The organism is Bifidobacterium [indicum] DSM 20214 = LMG 11587, from assembly GCF_000706765.1.
GTDB classification, from domain to species: Bacteria; Actinomycetota; Actinomycetes; order Actinomycetales; family Bifidobacteriaceae; genus Bombiscardovia; species Bombiscardovia coryneformis.
The window spans coordinates 529924-548960 of sequence record NZ_CP006018.1 but is presented as its reverse complement, the minus strand read 5'-3'; the positions used below and the strand labels follow the sequence as shown (position 1 = coordinate 548960).

Sequence of the window (19037 nt, the reverse complement as noted above, 5' to 3'; positions counted from 1 at the left end):
ACCATTGCAGGTCCGGTCTCAGTACTCACCGCCGGCTTCGGCCACCTTGACCGGAGTGGATGCATCCTGCCCGGGCTCGTTCCTCACATCGGTGTACCCGTCGGCAGCCTGGGTACCGGTGATGGCGGCCGGTCCCATCGGATAGCGCAGGCGCTTCTCACTGATGCACTTGCGGACGTAGCCCTCGACCTGGTCCAGTGCGACCCGCTCCTGTTGCATGGAGTCACGCTGGCGGATGGTGACCGCGTGGTCATCAAGGGAGTCGAAGTCAACAGTGATGCACAGGGGGGTACCAATCTCGTCCTGACGACGGTAGCGGCGACCGATGGCGCCGGACTCGTCGTAATCGATCATCCACTCCTGCTGGCGGAGGTCAGCGGCCAGGTCGTGGGCGATCCCCTGAAGCTCAGGCTTCTTGGACAGCGGCAGGACTGCCGCCTTGACCGGGGCCAACCTGGGGTCCAGACGCAGAACGGTACGGCGATCCACCCCGCCCTTGGTGTTGGGGGCCTCGTCCACGTCATAGGCATCAACCAGGAAGGCCATCAGGGAGCGGGTGAGTCCGGCCGCAGGCTCGATGACGTAGGGAACGTAACGCTCCCCACTGGCCGGATCGAAGTAGCTCAGATCCTCACCGGAGTGCTCGGCATGGGCCTTCAGATCGAAGTCGGTCCTGTTGGCGATACCTTCCAGCTCGCCCCATTCCGACCCCTGGAAACCGAAGCGGTACTCGATATCGACGGTCCGCTTGGAATAGTGGGCCAGCTTGGCCTTGGGATGCTCATACTGACGCAGATTGTCGGGGTTGACTCCCAGGTCGGTGTACCACCGTGTGCGGGCATCGATCCAGTACTGATGCCATTCCTCATCGGTGCCGGGCTGGACGAAGAACTCCATCTCCATCTGCTCGAACTCGCGGGTCCGGAAGATGAAATTGCCGGGAGTGATCTCGTTTCGGAAGCTCTTACCCATGTTGGCGATACCGAAGGGGGGCTTGGAGCGGGAGGACGCCATGACCGTCTTGAAGTCGACGAAGATGCCCTGGGCGGTCTCCGGACGGAGGTAGTGCAGGCTCTTGTCATCCTGTACCGGTCCCAGATGGGTCCGGAGCATCATGTTGAAGTCACGCGGCTCGGTCCACTGGCCCTTGGTGCCGCAGTCGGGGCAGGGAATGTCCTTGAGTCCCTCGGCCGGATCGTGTCCGTGCTTTTCGACGTATGCCTCTTCGAGGGTATCGGCCCGGTGACGCTTGTGGCAGTTCAGGCACTCGATCAGGGGGTCGTTGAATACGGAGACATGACCCGAGGCCTCCCAGACGGCCGTGGGCAGGATGACAGAGGTATCGACGCCGACCACGTCGCCTCGGGTGACCACCATGGACCGCCACCACTCACGCTTGATGTTGTCCTTGAGGGCAACACCCAGGGGACCATAGTCCCATGCCGACCGGGTCCCTCCGTAGATCTCCCCCGCGGGGAAGACGAACCCCCGGCGCTTGGCCAGGGAGATGACCTCATCCAGTTTCGAGACTGCCACTGATCACACCTTCTCTTGAGGGACTGCCGTATGGCGCATACGGACCGACGACTGGCCCCAATCATACCGTCGGCTTATGACCTGCCCAGCCCGGCGCGGGAGACCTGTCAGAACCGGGACCTACGATTTTGCTTACTGCGGATGGGATGGGCACCGGACCTGCGAACTGACTCATCTCCATCATGATGAAAGGCATCCGACATGGACCAGTCACAGACCCCTGAGAATTCCTCCTACCTGAATACCGTGGCATCGGTCGCCATCGCCCCCAGCGGGCAGGGTGAAGAGCTATCGACCTACGTAGCCCAGGCCATCGAGGTCATCAGGGATTCGGGGCTGCCCAACGAGACCAATGCCATGAGCACGGTGATCGAGGGCGACCTGGGCCAGGTCATGCAGACCGTCGAGAAGGCGACCAGGGTCCTGGCCGAGCAGGGTTACCGGACAGGCGTGACCCTGAAATTGGACATCCGCCAGGGCAAGCGGGACCAGATTCACCGGAAGGTGGAGCTGATTGACGAGATTCTCTCGGCCAGGAAGGACTGACCGACCCAGACCCTGTAACGCAGGGAACGCCCGCCCCGACCGGAAATGAAAATGAGTGTAGAGGTACTCCCGTGATCACGATGAAACAGATCGCCGCCGAGACAGGTGTATCCGTTTCCACGGTCTCCCTGGTCATGAACAACCGCGACCAGGGGCGGGTCAAACCGGAGACATCCCGGGCCATACGGCGGACAGCCGAGCGGCTGGGATACCGTCCCAACCCCATGGCCAGGTCGCTGCGCACCAGTCGGACCGGCATGTTGGGATTCATCAGCGAGGAAGTCGCCACCACCCCCTATGCCGGTGCCATCATCAAAGGGGCCCAGGATGCGGCTTCATCCCTGGGGTACGTGCTTCTGACCGTTTCCACCGACGGAAGCGACAGGGAGTCGGACCAGATTCAGGCTCTGAACCGTTACGGGGTGGATGGATTCCTCTACGCCAAGATGTACGACCAGATGGTCGACCTCCCCGCCCCCCTTCGCTCCAGACCCTCCGTGGTCGTGAATGCCCAGGAGGCCCGGAACCGTTGCCCCAGCATCGCCCCCGATGAATTCCTGATTGGATACGATGCCACCCGGCATCTGATCGATTCGGGCTGTCGGAGAATCGCCTATCTCGGGACCACCCAGGACCTTCCCGCCCAGACGGACAGACGGCGCGGTTACCAGGCCGCCCTCCTTGAGGCAGGTCTGCCCGATGACCCCGGCCTGGTCTGCAACGTGGGCTTCAACCAGGAGGCTCTGGATGCGGTCAACGCTCTGATGGACCGGACATCACCGGATGGGTTCTTCTGCTTCAACGACTCCCGCTCCTTTTATATCTACCAGGCTGCGGCAGCCAGACACCTGTCCATCGGGCGGGACATCAGCCTCGTCGGCGTGGATAACCACCAGGTCATGGCCGAGACGACGGCACCACGGCTGACCACGGTGGAACTCCCCCACTATGAGATGGGATATTGGGCCGCCCGCAAACTCATGGATCTGATCGGCGACTCAGACGCGGCCACACTTCCCTGGCCCGAGACCCTGGCACCCCTTCCCCCGATTGATGCCGAAGAGCCTGTCCGAATCCACTGCCAGCTGATCGCCAAAGACTCCACCAGGGCCGACAGGTAATCCCACTATTTCTCTTTTGGGACATTGTCGACACAGATAGTCAATCGTTTGACGTAAATCGATTGACACTCTACTATGTAGTGACAGGATCCGCCAATGTTGGAGCAATACCTCGGGTCCCGACTCCGCAGGGATGCGGAGCGTCGCGAGAATAGAGAAAGAGACATGGGTATGGTCGGGAAAACGTCAATGTGGAGAAACCCATCCTACTTGGAATCCTCCACCGGTATATTCTTCTTCTTCTGTGCCTGGGGTGTCTGGTGGTCCTTCTACCAGCGCTGGCTGGTCACCGGTCTCGGCATGACCAACACCCAGGTCGGTAACATCTACTCCATCAACTCTGTGGCAACGCTGATAATAATGTTCGTCTACGGGGTCATCCAGGACGAGCTAGGGGTCAAACGCCGGCTCGCCGTCTTCATCGCAGCCATCGCGGCACTGGTCGGACCCTTCGTGCAGTTCGTTTACGCCCCTCTCATGCGTTCCAACCTGGTCCTGGGCGCCGTACTCGGTGCGGTCGTTTTATCCGCAGGCTTCATGTCAGGCTGCTCGCTGATCGAGGCCATCACCGAGCGGTACAGCCGCAAATTCGGATTCGAATACGGCCAGTCCCGGGCCTGGGGTTCCTTCGGTTATGCCATTGTGGCCCTGATTGCCGGGTTCGCCTTCAACGTCAACCCTATGATCAACTTCTGGCTGGGATCCGCCTTCGGTGTCTGCATGCTCCTGGTCTACGCCTTCTGGATCCCCGATGAGCAGCGCACGGAAATCAAGCGGGAGTCCACCCCCGAGGGCGAAAAGTCCCAGCCCTCCCTGCGCGACATGATCCACGTCCTGGGCATGCCCGCCCTGTGGCTTCTGATTATCTTCATGATCTTCACCAACACCTTCTACACGGTCTTCGATCAGCAGATGTTCCCCACCTACTATGCCAACCTCTTCCCCACGCCTGAGCAGGGTAATGAGGTCTACGGCATTCTCAATTCCTTCCAGGTGTTCCTGGAATCGGCCATGATGGGCGTGGTTCCCGTCATCATGCGCAAGATCGGTGTCCGCAACTCCCTGCTGCTGGGTGCCACGGTCATGTTCGCCAGAATCGGCCTGTGCGGTTTCTTCCATGACCCAATCGCCGTATCGGTGGTCAAGCTCTTCCACTCCATCGAGGTGCCGCTCTTCTGCCTGCCCGCCTTCAGGTACTTCACCCTCCACTTCAACCCCAAGCTCTCGGCCACCCTCTACATGGTGGGCTTCCAGATCGCCTCCCAGGTGGGTCAGGTCGTACTGTCCACACCACTGGGAATGCTCCACGACAGGGCCGGGGATCGGACCACCTTCTACACGATTTCCATTGTGGTCCTCGTTGCACTCATCTATGGATTCTTCGTCCTGAAGAAGGACGACCAGCAGGTGGATGGTGACCCCTTCATCAGGGATTCACAGAAAGTCAAGGTCGTCGAGGCCTGAGTAAACAAGAAGCACCAATCATAGGTATGGTTCGCCCCGTGACCTCTTGGCCGCGGGGCGAATCGGAAAGGCTCAAGGATGAACCAAAACGCAAACGAACAAACCGACATGACCGCCCAGTTGGAAAAGGCCCAGGCCGGCATCGACGAACTCTTCCAGCATCGCAATGATCGCTGGTACCCACTTTGCCACATCGCGTCCAAGGCGGGCTGGATCAACGACCCGAACGGTCTGATCTTCTTCAAGGGCCGCTACCAGGCCTACTACCAGCTCTACCCCTATGGAACCAAGTGGGGACTCATGCACTGGGGCCACGTATCCAGCGAGGACCTGGTGACCTGGCGGCGCGAGCCCCTGGCCATGGCACCCTCCCTCGAAGCCGAGAAGGACGGGGTCTTCTCCGGATCCGCGGTCCTGGCCGATGACGGCAGGATGGTCATCTACTACACGGGCCATCGCTGGCGTAACGGGGTGAACGAGGACCAGGGCAACTTCCAGGAACAGTGCATGGCCGTTTCCGATGATGGAATCCACTTCGAGAAGAAGGGCGTGGTTGTGCCATGCCCGGATGACCGCATCCTTCATTTCCGCGACCCCAAGGTCTGGAAGCAGGGCAATCGCTGGTATATGGTCTTCGGGGTCAGCAACGTCGAAAAGCGCGGAGAGATCTGGATGTACACCTCCCAGGACATGGAGCACTGGAGCTTCGACCGGGTGATCTACCGTCACCCCGATCCTGATGTCTTCATGCTGGAGTGCCCGGACATGTTCCCCGTCGAGGACAAGTGGGTCATCTGCTATTCGGCCATGGGCACCAAACCCCATGGGTTCAACCAGCGCAACCATAACAACGCCGGATACGTCATCGGCACCTGGCAACCCGGGGGCGATTTCCACCAGGAGAGCGACTTCCATCTATGGGACCTGGGGCAGAATTACTATGCGCCGCAGACCATGGAAGCCCCCGACGGAAGACGTCTGGTCTTCGGATGGATGAGTCCCTTCACCGAGCCCATCCCCATGCAGGACGACGGGTGGTGCGGCCAGTTCACCCTTCCCCGGGAGGTAACCCTTGCCGGCGATCACCTGCGCACCAGACCCGTGGCCGAGTTCTCCCGCCTCCGCAAGGACACCCGCGATCTGGGACCGATCGACCTGGACGTCAACGAGACCAGGACCCTGGTCGAAGATGCCCGCACCGCAGACATCGAGATGACCATCGATCTGGACCGGAACCAGGCCGAACGGGTGGGTCTGGAGGTCCACGCCACCCAAGACGGAGGCCATACCATGGTCTGCTACGACGACCAGCTAGGGCGTATCGTCCTGGACCGCCACAGCAACACATACGGAGACCGGGGCTACAGGACCGCCCCACTCGATGGCCACACCGACCAGGTCAAGCTGCGCATCATACTGGACCAGGGGTCCGTCGAAGTGTACGTGAACGACGGGTTGGAAGCCATGAGCTCCTACAGTTTCCCCTCCGATGGGCCGCGCGCCATCAAGCTCTTCAGTGAGTCGGGAGAAGGGCAGGCGCACATCTCCTCCCTGACCGTCTCCGCCCTTGACACGATTTGGGAGACCCCAGACAAGTAAGCCTCTACTGGATACACTTCGACCCTGGTGCAGTCATGTGACCGCACCAGGGTCGTTGTTTTCGCACAGACGCCACCGGGAACCGGAATCTCCATCTTGCGTCAAACAGGCACACGCCAGCCCCCCCCCCTACTCGGCTCCCCCAAAACGGCGGTCCCGGCGAACGTACTGGTCGATGGCTCTCCACAGAACATCCCGCCCGCAGTCCGGGAAGAGCTCCTCGGCGAAAACCAATTCAGCATACGCCGCCTCCCAGGGCAGGAAGTTACTGGTCCGGTACTCCCCCGAGGTCCTGACCACCAGATCGCAGTCAGGAATATCGGGATTGTAGAGGTGCTCGGCAATCATCTTCTCGGTAACCCGGGAGCCGGTGATTCTGCCCTGGGCAACCTCCTGGGCAATGGCGGTGGCCGCATCGGCCAACTCGGCACGGCCCCCGTAGTTGATGCAGAAAACCACGTCGATGACCTTGTTGTGCCGGGTCCTGTCCATGGCCACCTCGAGCTCGTCAATGACGGACTTCCAAAGCCGTGGCTTGCGTCCCGACCAGCGGACCCTGACCCCCCACTCATCCATCTGCTCCACTCGGCGGTGGATGATGTCACGGGAGAACCCCATCAGGAAGCGGACCTCCGAGGGCGACCGCTTCCAGTTCTCGGTTGAAAAGGTGTAGAGGCTCAGGTACCGCACACCCGCTTCGATGGCCCCGGCAATGGTGTCGAACACCACAGGCTCGGCGGCACGGTGCCCCTGGGTGCGTTCCATTCCCCTTTGCTTGGCCCAACGCCCGTTCCCGTCCATGATGACACCCACGTGCCGGGGTACGGACTTACTGGGAAAGCGGGGAATGCGGTCCGGATCCGAGAAGGGCGCCCGGGGCATATCCAGGGATGTGTAGTCAACCTGGTCAAAACTCATGGTCATGAATCTAATAGGCGCAGGGAGTGGATGGGGCGTTCCAGGTAATATTCGCCCCATTTCTCAACAAGCTGGTCGCAGAGGGGGGTCAGGGGGTCAGTGCCCAAAGACCGCCAGTCCCCTCGGCTCAAGGCCTTGAATTGGTTCAGGGTGACCGGATCCACGCGTATGGCATCGGTCGTCCGGTCTGCACTGCACATGGCCCCGCCACCGGAGACGGAGCAGTAGGTCAGGTCATCGGTACGCCCGCAGACCAGGCAGGAGTCAAGGCGGGGTCGCCAACCTGCCAGGGCCAGGGCACGCATCAGATAGGAGGCGGAGATTGCCCGTGGATCGTGCCTATGCCCGGCCAGGGCGGCCAGGGCAGCCAGCAGGAGGCCGTACTGATCCGAGGCGGGCTGGTCCTCACCGGCGATGAGCTTGTCGGCGGTCTCCAGAATCACACCACCGTTGGTATAGAGATCATAATCGGCGCTGATGGAATCCGCATAGGTGGCCAGGGATGAGGCCTGGGAGACGATATCCAGGTTTCTCCCCTGCGCAATGAGGAGGTCGACCCGCATAAAGGGCTCAAGGCGGGAACCGAACCGGGACTTGGTACGCCTGACGCCCTTGGCCACGGCCCTGATCTTGCCATGCTCCCGGGTCAGTATCGTGATGATCCGGTCAGCTTCGCCCAGTTTGGTCGTTTTGAGTACCAGACCTTCGTCACGATAGATGGCCATGTATGCTCCTTGACCGAATCAGTAGTAGATGAAAAGACCCCAGAAGGCGAAAATCAACAGGACCCCGAACATGGCCAGGGTGGTGACGATGAAGAGGGCCAGCCCCAGTCTGGTCGAGGCCACCACCGGCTGAGGATCGTTGGAGTGCATCTGCTGGGCCACGGTGGGGCCACCGGCCCGGTGCGCCTTGAGCTGGGAGGGAATCTGGGAGACCCCCTTGAATGAGGCCACTTCGGCCATTCTGGTGAAAATCCGTGACCAGGCCCAAATCACCAAGGCACAGACCACCTGAATGACCGGCCAACTCCAATAACTGACACCGGCAGGGTCGGGCACCCCGCCCCAACCCAGTTTGACCACGGCCATGATGACCTGTCCGAGCCCGGCCGCAAAGAGCACCAACGAGGCCAGGGTGGTTCCGGTGACGGTGGCCAGGGAACCCCCGAACCCGTGCGAGAAGCCCAGAGCAGGGCCCTTATGCCGAATCAGATGATGAATCTTCACCCCACCGGCCACCAGGGCCAGCACCAGGGAGATCAGCAGGAGCAGGAAGGTCAGAATGTGGAGGGCCAGCATGTAGATGGTCAGGACCGGCCTACCGCGCAGGTCGGTCGGAACGGCGATGGACTGGTGGATGGTCGCCCCTCCCGCGCTGGGACTGGTCTGTCTGAGTCCATTGGCCTGCCCCACGGCCCAGTTGGTCATGTCTTCCTGGTAGTGATCAGCCAAGGGAGTGCCGGTGTTGGCTTCGTCCCCCAGCCTCAGCACGTGGTTGGATACGGCGTATGAACGGACGGTCACGTTCTCGTTCCCGGCGGCATGGGCTTCGGCCAACACTCTTTGGACCCCCTCAACCTGGGCGGTCATCACATCCTTGGCCCCGTAGGCCAGGAGGGTCGGTATGGCGTAGGTGTTCTCGTCAGTCGGATCGATGTCCAGGCTGTTGATGTTGAAAAGGGAAGCGTCGGTGCTGAAGAGACGACGAACCACCGACTGGTAGCCCTGGTTGGCACCGGCGATGGCGAAATCCTGGGCAACGAAGAACCCGACGGCGTGACGGGGCGAGTAGACCATGGGGCTGAGAAGAATCTGGAAGGCGACATCCTTATCCATGCTCAGCAGGAAGGATGATATCCAGGTGCTCTCGCTGGTCGCATAGATACCCACCCTGGCGGGATCCACATTCTGCTTGGCACGCAGGAGATTGATGACCTGATCATAGGCCCTGGCGGATGCCGGATAGTCCCTGTTGGCATCGGTGGTCGACCAGACCGGCTTGTCGAGGACGGCCGTCACGAAGCCTGCCGAGGCCAGGGTCTCCGCCACATCACCAAAGGAGTTGTCGCAGGTTCCGTATCCCGCCCCATGCATGAAGACCACACCCGGGCGTTCCCCCTGCACTCCCAGGGGTTCACGGATCTGCACCCTGATCTCCTGGCGCTCATCGGTCCCCTCACGAACGGCCGTTACAGTCTCATGGTGGGCTTTGACCCGGTAGTCCCCCATCTTGTCAAGATGGATACCGTCCGGGTTGTCGAAGGTGACTGAAGTGTCGGGGGTGAGGGTGGGGAAGTTCTGGTCCACCGGATCGTATTTCCAAGGCACTGCGGTCAGATGGGACACCGATACCAGGATTCCCATCAGAATCACGAAGATGGGCAGACTGGTCATGAGCCGTCTTACCCTGCTCCACCTGCCCACCTGGTCCGGCTGCTGTTCATCCTCTTGCGACACGTTGGTCATTGTAGCCGTTGACCGGGATTGACCGACCCGGAATCAGCTGGCCGTGCCCGTCACAGGAACCACCGTGGGGCCCATGTCCGATATGGTCTCCCCCTCGGCCGCTGCCTTGGCCTCCATATCAGCCGCAATGGCCCGGGCCCGCTCCAAAAGGGTGGGGACTATCTGATCCTCGGGAACGGTCTGTACCACCTTGCCCTTGATGATGATCTGGCCCTTGCCGTTACCGGACGCGACTCCCAGGTCGGCCTCCCTGGCCTCCCCGGGTCCGTTGACGATGCATCCCATGACGGCCACCCTGATCGGTGCCGTGATGTCCTTGAGCCCCTCGGTAACCTCCCTGGCAAGCTGGATCACGTCCACCTGGGCCCGTCCGCAACTGGGGCAGGAGATGATGTCGAAGTGGCGCTGGCGCAGTCCCAGATACTCCAGGATCTTGCAGCCCACCTTGACCTCCTCGACCGGCGGAGCCGATAGGGAGACCCTGATCGTATCGCCGATCCCCTCGGACAGAAGGGCTCCGAATGCGAGGCAGGACTTGATGGTCCCCTGCCAGGCCGGACCCGCCTCGGTCACGCCCAGATGGAGGGGCCAGTCACCCTTGGAAGCCAGGAGCCGGTAGGTCTGGACCATGGTGATCGGGTCGTGGTGCTTGACGGATATCTTGAAGTCATGGAAGCCCACATCCTCGAACATGCGGGCCTCTTTCATGGCCGACTCGACCAGGGCCTCGGGCGTGGGGCCACCGTACTTGGCATAGATGTCCTTATCCAGACTGCCGGCGTTGACACCGATCCTCAGGGAGATGCCCGCCTCGGTCGCCGCCTTGCAGATATCAGGACCCACCTGGTCGAACTTGCGGATATTGCCTGGGTTGACCCTGACCGCAGCGCAGCCTGCGTCGATGGCCTGGAACACATACCTGCTCTGGAAGTGGATGTCGGCGATGACCGGAATGGGCGACTTCTTGGTGATGATCGGCAGGGCATCCGCATCGTCCTGGCTGGGCACCGCCACGCGGACGATGTCACAACCAGCCGCCGCCAGCTCGGCGATCTGCTGAAGGGTGGCATTGATATCGGCCGTTACCGTGTTGGTCATGGACTGGACGGAAATGGGGGCACCGCCGCCCACCGGAACGGACCCGACCATGATTCTTCTGGACTTGCGCCTGGAATGGAGGGGGGTCTCGCTGATGGCCTGGTCACCGGTCTTCCGGAATCCCGCTTCCTTCTTCACCTGGTCCGGCCGGCCACTGTCCGCGGATCGCCCGGAATCAAACATCTCATCACTAGTCACGCAGTAATCTCTATCAAAGCATCCGCACGCCGACGAGCTTCCTGCTCGACTTGCTCCATTACCTCCACGGATGTGAAAGTTCGTGACAGATGGGAATCGGCCATCTGGTCCATGACACGCTCCACCGTATCGACGATACCCAGGTACGGAAGGCGACGATCCAGGAAGGCCCGGACAGCCTGTTCATTGGCTGCATTGAACACAGCCGTCATCCCCTCCGAGGAATCCAAGGCACGCCGAGCCAGGCTCACGGCCGGGAAGACCCTGTCATCCAGTGGCTCGAAGGTCCACTGTGCAGCCTGGGTCCAGTCGCAGGGGACCGATACATCACCCAAACGTTCCGGGGCCGAAAGCCCCAGAGCTATGGGAAGACGCATATCGGGGGGCGAAGCCTGGCAGATTGTGGCTCCATCACGGAATTCAACCATGGAGTGGACCAGGGACTGCGGGTGGACAGTCACGGATATCCGATCCTGCGGGATTCTGAAGAGCCTGGCGGCCTCGATAACCTCCAGCCCCTTGTTGACCATGGTGGAGGAGTTGATGGTCACCACAGGGCCCATGTCCCAGGTGGGGTGGTTCAGGGCCTGCTCAGGGGTGATTCCTTCCATCCGACTCCTGGTCCAGCCCCTGAAAGGACCTCCGGAGGCCGTGACGACCAGCCTCGCCACCTCCCCGTGACGACCTGAGCGCAGGGACTGCCAGATTGCCGAGTGTTCGGAATCCACGGGATTGATCTGCCCCGGACGGACCTGGGCATCAAAGAGGAGATGCCCACCGGCCACGACTGATTCCTTGTTGGCCAAGGCCAACTGGGATCCGGCCTGAAGGGCGGCGATGGAGGGCCGAAGCCCTATCGACCCGGTGATGCCGTTCAGCACCAGATCAGCCCCCGACCCTGCCAGGGCGACGACCGCATCCATGCCTGCTTCAACATGAACCTGACCGGCGCCGGCCTGGGACAGGGCCTGGCGGAGTTCTTCAACCTTGGAGGGGTCCGCCAGGGCAACCTTCTCGACACCGAACCGGGCGGCCTGCCGGGCCAGAAGATCCGTATGACCGCCGCCAGCCGCCAAGCCCACCACCCGGAAGTGCTCGGGATGGCGACCAACCACATCAAGGGCCTGGGTGCCGATGGAGCCGGTCGAACCCAGGATCACCAGACTCTTGGACCAGTTCCCGTCTCCTTTACCAGTCCAGTCCTCCAGGGTCCTGGCCTGACCGGCCTCGGTACCTGCGTCGGCCTTATCATGACCGCTTATCATTCCTGCACACTTTCCACGGTCCGCTCGGACCGTAACTTTCAGGCCCTGAAGTCCGTCTCGTCGGGTCTGCCCGACGGACTCTGCGCTACGCCTGGGAACCCTTCGTCTCCTCGCCCTGCTGCCCATCGGCCTCAAAGGCCGGGAAGGAGATATCGGGAATATCAAAATCCATGTCCATCTTGGGCAGGTCGGTATTCACCAGGGAGTTCAGGTAGGAATCGGCATCCTGCGCAGCCTGTCTGACCGGGGCCTTGCTGATGGAATCCTCGGACACGGGACGGGCCCAGCTTGGCTCGTCCGAGACCGACGGAGCCGCATCAGGTTGCACGGACTCCTCCTGAGGACGGCTCCAGGCACTGGGGGCCTGGGGCTCGGGCTGTGCGGACAGGGGCCCGCTGACCCCGACCGGGGAACTGAAGGAGGACCCCGCGCCAGGCCTTGTCGAAGGGGCCGTAAAAGCGGGTTGCGTCGACCAGTCATGACCCGAGGCAGGGGCCGAGCTCGGTTGGTCGGATACTGGCTGAACCGGCTGAGAGGACGGGACACGGTCAGATCGCGAGGGCTGTACCGGTGAAGATGGTACCGACGGGGAGGATTGTGCCGAATCAGCGGACCTCACAGGCTGGGAAGGCGACGCGAACGAGGCAGGCTGACCGGCCTGAGCACCGCTTGCACCCGTATCGGTCCCTGCCTGGTCCCGGTTCTGCCCCACGGACCTGGCCAAGGCCCCCAGGGAGCCGTTCATCTGACTGGCCGCCGAAACCTCAGGAGTGCCGGACGGAATGGTACCCGAGGCAGGAACCGCGGGAGCCGTCGGCTGAGGAGAGTCAAAAATGGCCTGCTCCGCCTGATGCAGCTGGGCGAAATCAGTCGATCCGGTTTCGGCCGGTTGCACAGCGGGCGCCTCGGCAAATCCCTGACGAGCAGCATCGGCAGATCCTGTGGGCTGCCCGGCCTGCCAGGCAGGAGCCTGTTGCTGACCAATCAGGGGCTTAATGGACCCATCCTCGCCAGCAGTTCCAGCGGACGGACCCTCCTTCGACCGATTACCGCCTGATCCGGCATTCGGACGGGTTCCGACATGGACCTGTGCATCAAGCCCCAACCGGGCGACCGACTCCATCTGCTGCAGGAGTTCCACGGCCTTGGAAAGGAAGTAGTCCACCTGGCGCTCGTCATAGCCGTGCTTGCCCTTGCGCTGGGTGAAAATCACGTTGGAGATACGGTCCGAGGTGATGTCGACGGACTTCTTGCCATCGGCACGCTTGGCATCCCGCAGATGCAGGTCGTCGGCAATGCGGTCCAGAACCCGGAAGACCAGACGATCCACCTGTTTGCAGTCGTAGGAGGGCTTGCCGGAAAGGCCCCTGTCGAAGATGTCGCCACCGTCCCGGTTCGCATGCCTCTTCAGGGCCCGGTACTGACGTACCACCCGCGCGCTCCAGGCCTCCATGCCGGACTGGTTGATCTCCCTGGCTACACTCCTGTCAGAGATGGCGCGTTCCAGACGGGCCAAGGCGGCATCCACCTGGGCGATGGTGTACCCGCCCTTGCGCAACTCAAAGGAGGCGTTGGCGATCTGGTCCTGCGTCAGGCTCGGATCCTCGCTCTCATAGAGAGTGTGGGCCCTGTCCAGGAACTCATCGACCTGAACGGTGTTATAGCCGAACTTACGCTTCCCCACACGCGCTATGGTGGCTTCGTTCCTGCCGGAATCAGGCTTTGCTGACATCAGGACATCGACCTCCTGACCTTTCTTGCCGATGGGAGTCATGCCTACCCATCTTGATGGTAATGCAGACGATTCTACTTGAGAGTTCAGACTCGGTGGGGACTGGTCATTGCAGAGGGAGTGGTCCCGCTCGGACTCGAACCGGGGACATCCACCGTGTAAAGGTGGCGCTCTAACCAACTGAGCTACGGGACCGAGCAATATGATAGCAGAGTGTCCCGCCGGTGACAGGGCCGATATGGTGGTTATAATCCGCTGGGAGTTTCATCAATGGGGCGAACCTCGTCCATCCGTCCGAATCGAGGATGCAGATGTCGGCAAAAGGGACAGTCAGGAAAACCAATGTGACTCTGGTCACGGTGGCGGTCTTCATCGCCACCTTCATGACCGCAATCGAGGGGACCATCGTATCCACGGCCATGCCGACGATCATCTCCGACCTGCACGGTCTATCGATCATGAACTGGGTCTACTCCATATATCTTCTCATGTGTGCCGTCACCACCCCCATCTATGGGAAACTCTCCGACAGGTACGGCCGTAAACCCCTCCTGACCATCGGACTCCTGATTTTTGTGGTCGGGTCCAGCCTCTGCGCACTCTCCCAGTCCATGCCCCAGCTCATCGACGCCAGGCTCCTTCAAGGCCTTGGCGCCGGCGCCATCCAACCCCTGACTTATACGGTCCTGGCTGACATATACCCCCTGAGCAAGCGGGCCGGGATGATCGGACTGAACGGATCCGCCTGGGGCATCGCCTCCATCATCGCCCCACTCCTGGGCGGATTCATCGTCCAGCACCTCAGCTGGCACTGGGTCTTCGCCATCAACGTCCCCATCGGCCTGATCGTCATACTCCTGATACAGGCCTTCCTCAGCGAGCGTATGGAGTCCAGACGGGCACCAGTCGATTACAAGGGAATCGGGCTGCTCAGTCTGGGGCTGATCTGCCTCATGTTGGGCCTGCAGAGTCTGGGCTCCCACCAGGGCATCCTGACTCCGGCCCTCCTGGGCCTTGCCGCTGTGGTCATCTTTCTTGTCCTCCTGCGTCTTGAGAACCACCAGGCAGACCCCATTCTTCCCCTGAGGCTCTTCCGCAACCGGACCTTCGTCATCCAGAACGTCTGCATGCTTCTGATTGCCGGGTTCCTGATGTGCTTCGACACCTATATGCCGATTTGGATGCAGTCCGTCATGGGACTCAACCCTTCCATGGGCGGCTTTGTCGTGACCCCCTCCTCCATCCTCTGGCTTCTGGGCGCCTACCTGGCCGGGCCCTTGACCATGCACCACCCGCCGCATCGGGCCACCAACATCGCCCTTGCCTTCATCCTGACCGCGTGCGTATGTTACGTTTTCCTTCCCATGGCAACCCCCTATTGGGCGTTCCTGGTCATATCGGCCATCGTGGGGTTCGGTTTCGGCTTGGCCATCACCACTTCGACAATCACCGCCCAGAGCGTGGTACCGGCCAGTGATGTGGGTGCCTCCACCAGTTTCAATACCCTGGCGCGTTCCCTAGGGCAGACGCTGATGGTCTCGATTTTCGGAATCGTCATGAACACGGTCATTGCCGACAGGGTCCCCGATCATCCCGGCCTCACCGCCGAGATGATGGACAGGATGATCAACCCGGCCACGGCCAACCAGATTCCTCCGGCACTGCTGGCCCCGGCCAGATCCATCGTCTTCGACGGTCTGCACTGGATATTCCTGACCGGGCTGGTCATACTACTGTTGGCTCTGGGTGCCAACCTGCTCGACCTGCGATCCAGGTCGCTCCTGTCGGAATATCAACATTCCGCCACAACCAAGGCTGCAACAACCGGTTCGATCCGATGAGCAGATCGGCATCCGCCCAACCCGGGAGGAGAGATTAAAAATCCCCCGGCCGTAAAACCGGGGGATGGAAAAACAGGGGACCTGGAGGAGTGTTTACTTGCCTTTTCCGAAGGCACGCAGTTGGGTGGCGTTCCAATCCTTGCTCACGGTGGTGGGCATAAGGGCGTTCATTCCTGCAGTCTTGGCGGCATTGGAAACGGTGCTGGGACCGGGAGCACCATCACGCCCCGGCTTGGGGGTCAGCACCCAGAAGGGGGCACCGGGATTGATCATGGCCGAGGCGTCGACGATGGTATCCGCCAGGTCATCCTCGGAATCGCCATCGCGCCACCAGATGATCACGCCATCCACGGCCGCATCGTAATCCTCATCGACCAGCTCTTCACCGGTCAGGTCTTCGATTTGAGTCCTGATGCCATCATCGACATCGTCATCCCACATCCATTCCTGGACGATATCGCCAGTATGGAAACCGAACTCTTCCGCTGTATAGGTTGTAGTCTCAGCCACGTTGTCAGCATAACAAGACTGCTGGAATTCACCAATTGTGGCCCAGTGTTTCCGGATGCGCCTGGACTCGAACGCGGGGCATCCTACTTGCTTGGGGAACTCGAATCGACGGTGCAGCGAGGCAGGTCCTCCCCCCTGCTGTGGCCTATTTCCACAACGGCCTCGTATGCCTGGTCCAGGGTTTCCACCTGGACATCCCGCAGACCGTCGGGCACATGGCCCGCCACCTGACTGCAGTTGGCCTTGGGAGCCAGGAACCAGGTAGCCCCATCACGTTTGGCACCCATCAGTTTCAGATTGATGCCCCCTATCGCCCCGACGGCACCTTTTTCGTCAATGGTCCCTGTGCCGGCGATGGTCCTGCCGCCCGTCTCATCCTCGGGGGTCAGTTTGTCGATGGCTCCCAGGGCATACATCATGCCGGCGGAGGGGCCCCCTATATCGTCCACATGCATGGTGATCTCGATGCCGTCGGTCTGGTATCCCTTGGCCTGAAGGAAGGAGATGGCCGCCTTGGCAGCCGCATCCTGGGACCCGCTCATGTCGCTGACCTCCTGCTTGCGGTATTCGTCGGCGGTCATTCCCTCGGGAATTATGGCTTCCCTGGGCACGACCATGGCTTTGGGGTTGGCCCATCCCAGCAGGGCCTCCATATTCGTGACCATCGAGCCGGGTAGGCCGCCGGCGTTGATGGTGGTCAGGAGGAGCTTGCCGGAACCGGTGTAGGTCTGGCCTCCCTTTACGGAGACGACCTCGGTGGATCCGCTCCTGCCAAGAACGTCCTGGGTGGGCCCTGGGGTCTCGATTACATAAGGACTGGGCAGGAAGAGGATGACCAGGGAGAGGATGACCAGGAGTCCACCAGCCATGCCGCGCCTGGTCAACACGTGGCCCGCGGCGGCCTCAGGCATCTGTTCGGGTGCGCCTGTGGCGGAGATTCCCGCTTTCCCATGCGTATGTGTCATAGCTCCAATATTATGGGTGAAAGAGACGATACACTGCTCATGCGGTGCACTTTCAGCACCGTCACCCTATTTGCGAGGACTGGAACGACCTTATGGACGAGAATGCAATCCACCAATGGCTGATTGACTGCTTTGGCCCCTTCCAGGGCGAGCTGGCCTGGAAGCAATTCTCGCAACTGCCGGAGTCCGTCCGTTCCCAGATCGCCAATCAGGACCCCTCGCAGCTGCCCAAGCCCGACGAGGTGAAGGCCCTGATCCAGGCCTTCACGGCAGGTGGACTCAACACACCTGCCGACATGCAGAGTCAGGCCCAGGAAGGCCCCATCAACGTCAATCTGGCAAAGTCCATAGCCTTGGGGCGTGCAGCCGCCGACCAGTCCGACACCACGGTGACCGCCGAGGATGGCGACCGGGTGACCAGGATCATGAGTGAGGCCAACCTCTGGTTGGATTCCGTCTGTGCTTTCGACCCGGCTCCCGGCCACGCCGAAGCCCTGACCCGCTCCGGTTGGATTGAGGGCAGCATCGACTCCTGGATCCAGTTCGCATCCCCTGTGGCACAGGCCGTCAGCAATGCCCTGACCTCAGTACTGAGCGAACGGCTGGGGGGATTCCCAGAAGGCGAGATCTCCGGCATGTTTGCCGGGCCGGTCCCCATCCCCCTGCCCGACAACCTCAAGGACCCGGCCACCCTTATGAAACTCCTGGGCAACACCTCCTTTGCCATACAGCTCGGGCGGGCAGCCGGAGAACTCTCCGAAGAGGTCCGCGGCGGGTTCGACCAGGGGGTCGCCCTCCTGAAAAACCCTGCAGGAGCCCTGATTCCGCAGAACATCAAGTCCTATGCCTCATCCCTTGACCTGGATTTGGATGAGGTTATGAGCTATCTGGCCCTCCAGGAGGCCGCCCATGCCCGCCTCTTCGCGTCCGTCCCCTGGCTGATGCCACGCTTCGAGGCCCTGATAGGCAAGTACGCACGCGGAGTCTCCATCGATCTGGACGCCATGGAAGAGCAGCTCCGCGAGGCCACCGAGATCAATCCCGAGTCCATCGCTGGCGCCATCAACCTGAGCAATGTCGGCATCGAGGACACCCCCGAGCAGAAAGAGGCCCTGCGCAGTCTGGAGATTCTTCTGGCTCAGGCCGATGGTTGGGTGGACTGCGTGGTCTGGAACGCCGGCATGGCGCATATTCCGCATCTGGAACAGCTTCGCGAGATGACCAGGAGGGAGCGAGCCGTGGGCGGCCCCGCCGAGCAGACCTTTGAATCCCTGCTTGGTCTCAGACTCCACCCCAAGCGCCTGCGCGAGGCGGCTGAGCTTTGGGAGGGTGACACCGCAAGGCTTGGTTTCGAACAACGCGACGCCAAATGGTCCCACCCCGACCTCCTCCCAACCCTGCCCGAGGAGCAGGCAAAGGCCAGTGTTGATACCGGGAACCAGGCGGAACCCACCCAGGGTGAAACCAATCACACCGATGAGGGGGCCGCCAACCCTGATTCGGTCGACTGGGACGCCGAACTGGCCAAACTCTTGGATGCCGATAAGAAGGCACAGGGAACCGACTCCCCCGAGCGGCCCGACAGTCAGGCGAACAAAGGCCAGGGCGATACGGGCGACCCAGATGGGGAAAACGAATCCGCTGATGGGAATCCCGACGAGAACAATCAGTAACAGGGACTAATCGCGCCCATCACTCCAACGCCATAAACCGCAATCATGCTCCCCCCACAAGGGTGCATGCGGTTTTCACAAAGGATGACCGTTCCTCATATTG

15 protein-coding genes and 1 tRNA gene are annotated in these 19037 nt (G+C 61.3%); 6 read left to right on the top strand and 10 right to left on the bottom strand.

Annotation, left to right across the window (positions count from 1 at the left end):
* Positions 1-18: 18 nt before the first annotated feature.
* On the bottom strand, positions 19-1536 hold the full coding sequence (locus BINDI_RS01985) for a glycine--tRNA ligase (protein WP_033489813.1): 1518 nt from the start codon (positions 1534-1536) through the stop codon (positions 19-21).
* 201 nt (positions 1537-1737) lie between these two features.
* Here BINDI_RS01985 and BINDI_RS01980 point away from each other — a divergent pair, with 201 nt between their 5' ends.
* The 4 genes from BINDI_RS01980 to BINDI_RS01965 all read left to right on the top strand — a co-directional run bounded on the left by BINDI_RS01980 (position 1738) and on the right by BINDI_RS01965 (position 6266).
* On the top strand, positions 1738-2082 hold the full coding sequence (locus BINDI_RS01980; protein ID WP_033489812.1) for an MTH1187 family thiamine-binding protein: 345 nt from the start codon (positions 1738-1740) through the stop codon (positions 2080-2082).
* Positions 2083-2153: 71 nt separating this feature from the next.
* Positions 2154-3203 (top strand): LacI family DNA-binding transcriptional regulator, encoded by a 1050-nt coding sequence (locus tag BINDI_RS01975; RefSeq protein ID WP_033489811.1) that lies wholly within the window; start codon positions 2154-2156, stop codon positions 3201-3203.
* 171 nt (positions 3204-3374) lie between these two features.
* Positions 3375-4667, top strand: coding sequence for an MFS transporter (locus tag BINDI_RS01970; protein WP_033489810.1), 1293 nt, complete (start codon positions 3375-3377; stop codon positions 4665-4667).
* Positions 4668-4745: 78 nt separating this feature from the next.
* Positions 4746-6266, top strand: coding sequence for a glycoside hydrolase family 32 protein (locus tag BINDI_RS01965; RefSeq protein ID WP_033489809.1), 1521 nt, complete (start codon positions 4746-4748; stop codon positions 6264-6266).
* Positions 6267-6395: 129 nt separating this feature from the next.
* Here BINDI_RS01965 and BINDI_RS01960 read toward each other — a convergent pair whose 3' ends face one another.
* The 7 genes from BINDI_RS01960 to BINDI_RS01930 all read right to left on the bottom strand — a co-directional run bounded on the left by BINDI_RS01960 (position 6396) and on the right by BINDI_RS01930 (position 14140).
* On the bottom strand, positions 6396-7184 hold the full coding sequence (locus tag BINDI_RS01960) for an isoprenyl transferase (RefSeq protein ID WP_033490772.1): 789 nt from the start codon (positions 7182-7184) through the stop codon (positions 6396-6398).
* A gap of 2 nt (positions 7185-7186) precedes the next feature.
* Entirely contained in the window at positions 7187-7909 is a 723-nt protein-coding gene (gene recO, locus BINDI_RS01955) for a DNA repair protein RecO (RefSeq protein WP_033489808.1), read from the bottom strand.
* An 18-nt stretch (positions 7910-7927) separates the two neighbouring features.
* Positions 7928-9652, bottom strand: a complete 1725-nt coding sequence (locus BINDI_RS01950; protein ID WP_052357147.1) for an alpha/beta hydrolase family protein — start codon at positions 9650-9652, stop codon at positions 7928-7930.
* Positions 9653-9685: 33 nt separating this feature from the next.
* Positions 9686-10933 (bottom strand): flavodoxin-dependent (E)-4-hydroxy-3-methylbut-2-enyl-diphosphate synthase, encoded by a 1248-nt coding sequence (ispG, locus tag BINDI_RS01945; protein WP_045921135.1) that lies wholly within the window; start codon positions 10931-10933, stop codon positions 9686-9688.
* Between the two features lie 11 nt (positions 10934-10944).
* A complete protein-coding gene (gene dxr / locus BINDI_RS01940) occupies positions 10945-12213 on the bottom strand; it encodes a 1-deoxy-D-xylulose-5-phosphate reductoisomerase (RefSeq protein ID WP_081830754.1) in 1269 nt (422 codons plus the stop codon).
* A gap of 85 nt (positions 12214-12298) precedes the next feature.
* Positions 12299-13987 carry a DivIVA domain-containing protein gene (locus tag BINDI_RS07090; RefSeq protein WP_052108673.1) on the bottom strand — a complete coding sequence of 563 codons (1689 nt, stop codon included), beginning with the start codon at positions 13985-13987 and terminating at the stop codon, positions 12299-12301.
* 79 nt (positions 13988-14066) lie between these two features.
* Positions 14067-14140, bottom strand: a tRNA-Val gene (locus BINDI_RS01930).
* A gap of 116 nt (positions 14141-14256) precedes the next feature.
* On the opposite strand from BINDI_RS01930, the gene BINDI_RS01925 reads away from it, so the two are divergent.
* Entirely contained in the window at positions 14257-15786 is a 1530-nt protein-coding gene (locus tag BINDI_RS01925; RefSeq protein ID WP_033489806.1) for an MDR family MFS transporter, read from the top strand.
* A 93-nt stretch (positions 15787-15879) separates the two neighbouring features.
* Here the strand turns inward: BINDI_RS01925 and BINDI_RS01920 are convergent, their stop codons facing one another.
* Together BINDI_RS01920 and BINDI_RS01915 are read right to left on the bottom strand one after the other, a co-directional pair.
* Positions 15880-16296 carry a DUF3052 domain-containing protein gene (locus BINDI_RS01920; protein WP_033489805.1) on the bottom strand — a complete coding sequence of 139 codons (417 nt, stop codon included), beginning with the start codon at positions 16294-16296 and terminating at the stop codon, positions 15880-15882.
* A gap of 83 nt (positions 16297-16379) precedes the next feature.
* A complete protein-coding gene (locus tag BINDI_RS01915; RefSeq protein ID WP_033489804.1) occupies positions 16380-17261 on the bottom strand; it encodes a S16 family serine protease in 882 nt (293 codons plus the stop codon).
* A 92-nt stretch (positions 17262-17353) separates the two neighbouring features.
* Between BINDI_RS01915 and BINDI_RS01910 the strand changes: the two genes are divergently transcribed.
* A complete protein-coding gene (locus BINDI_RS01910) occupies positions 17354-18934 on the top strand; it encodes a zinc-dependent metalloprotease (RefSeq protein WP_033489803.1) in 1581 nt (526 codons plus the stop codon).
* The last annotated feature ends 103 nt before the right edge of the window (positions 18935-19037 follow it).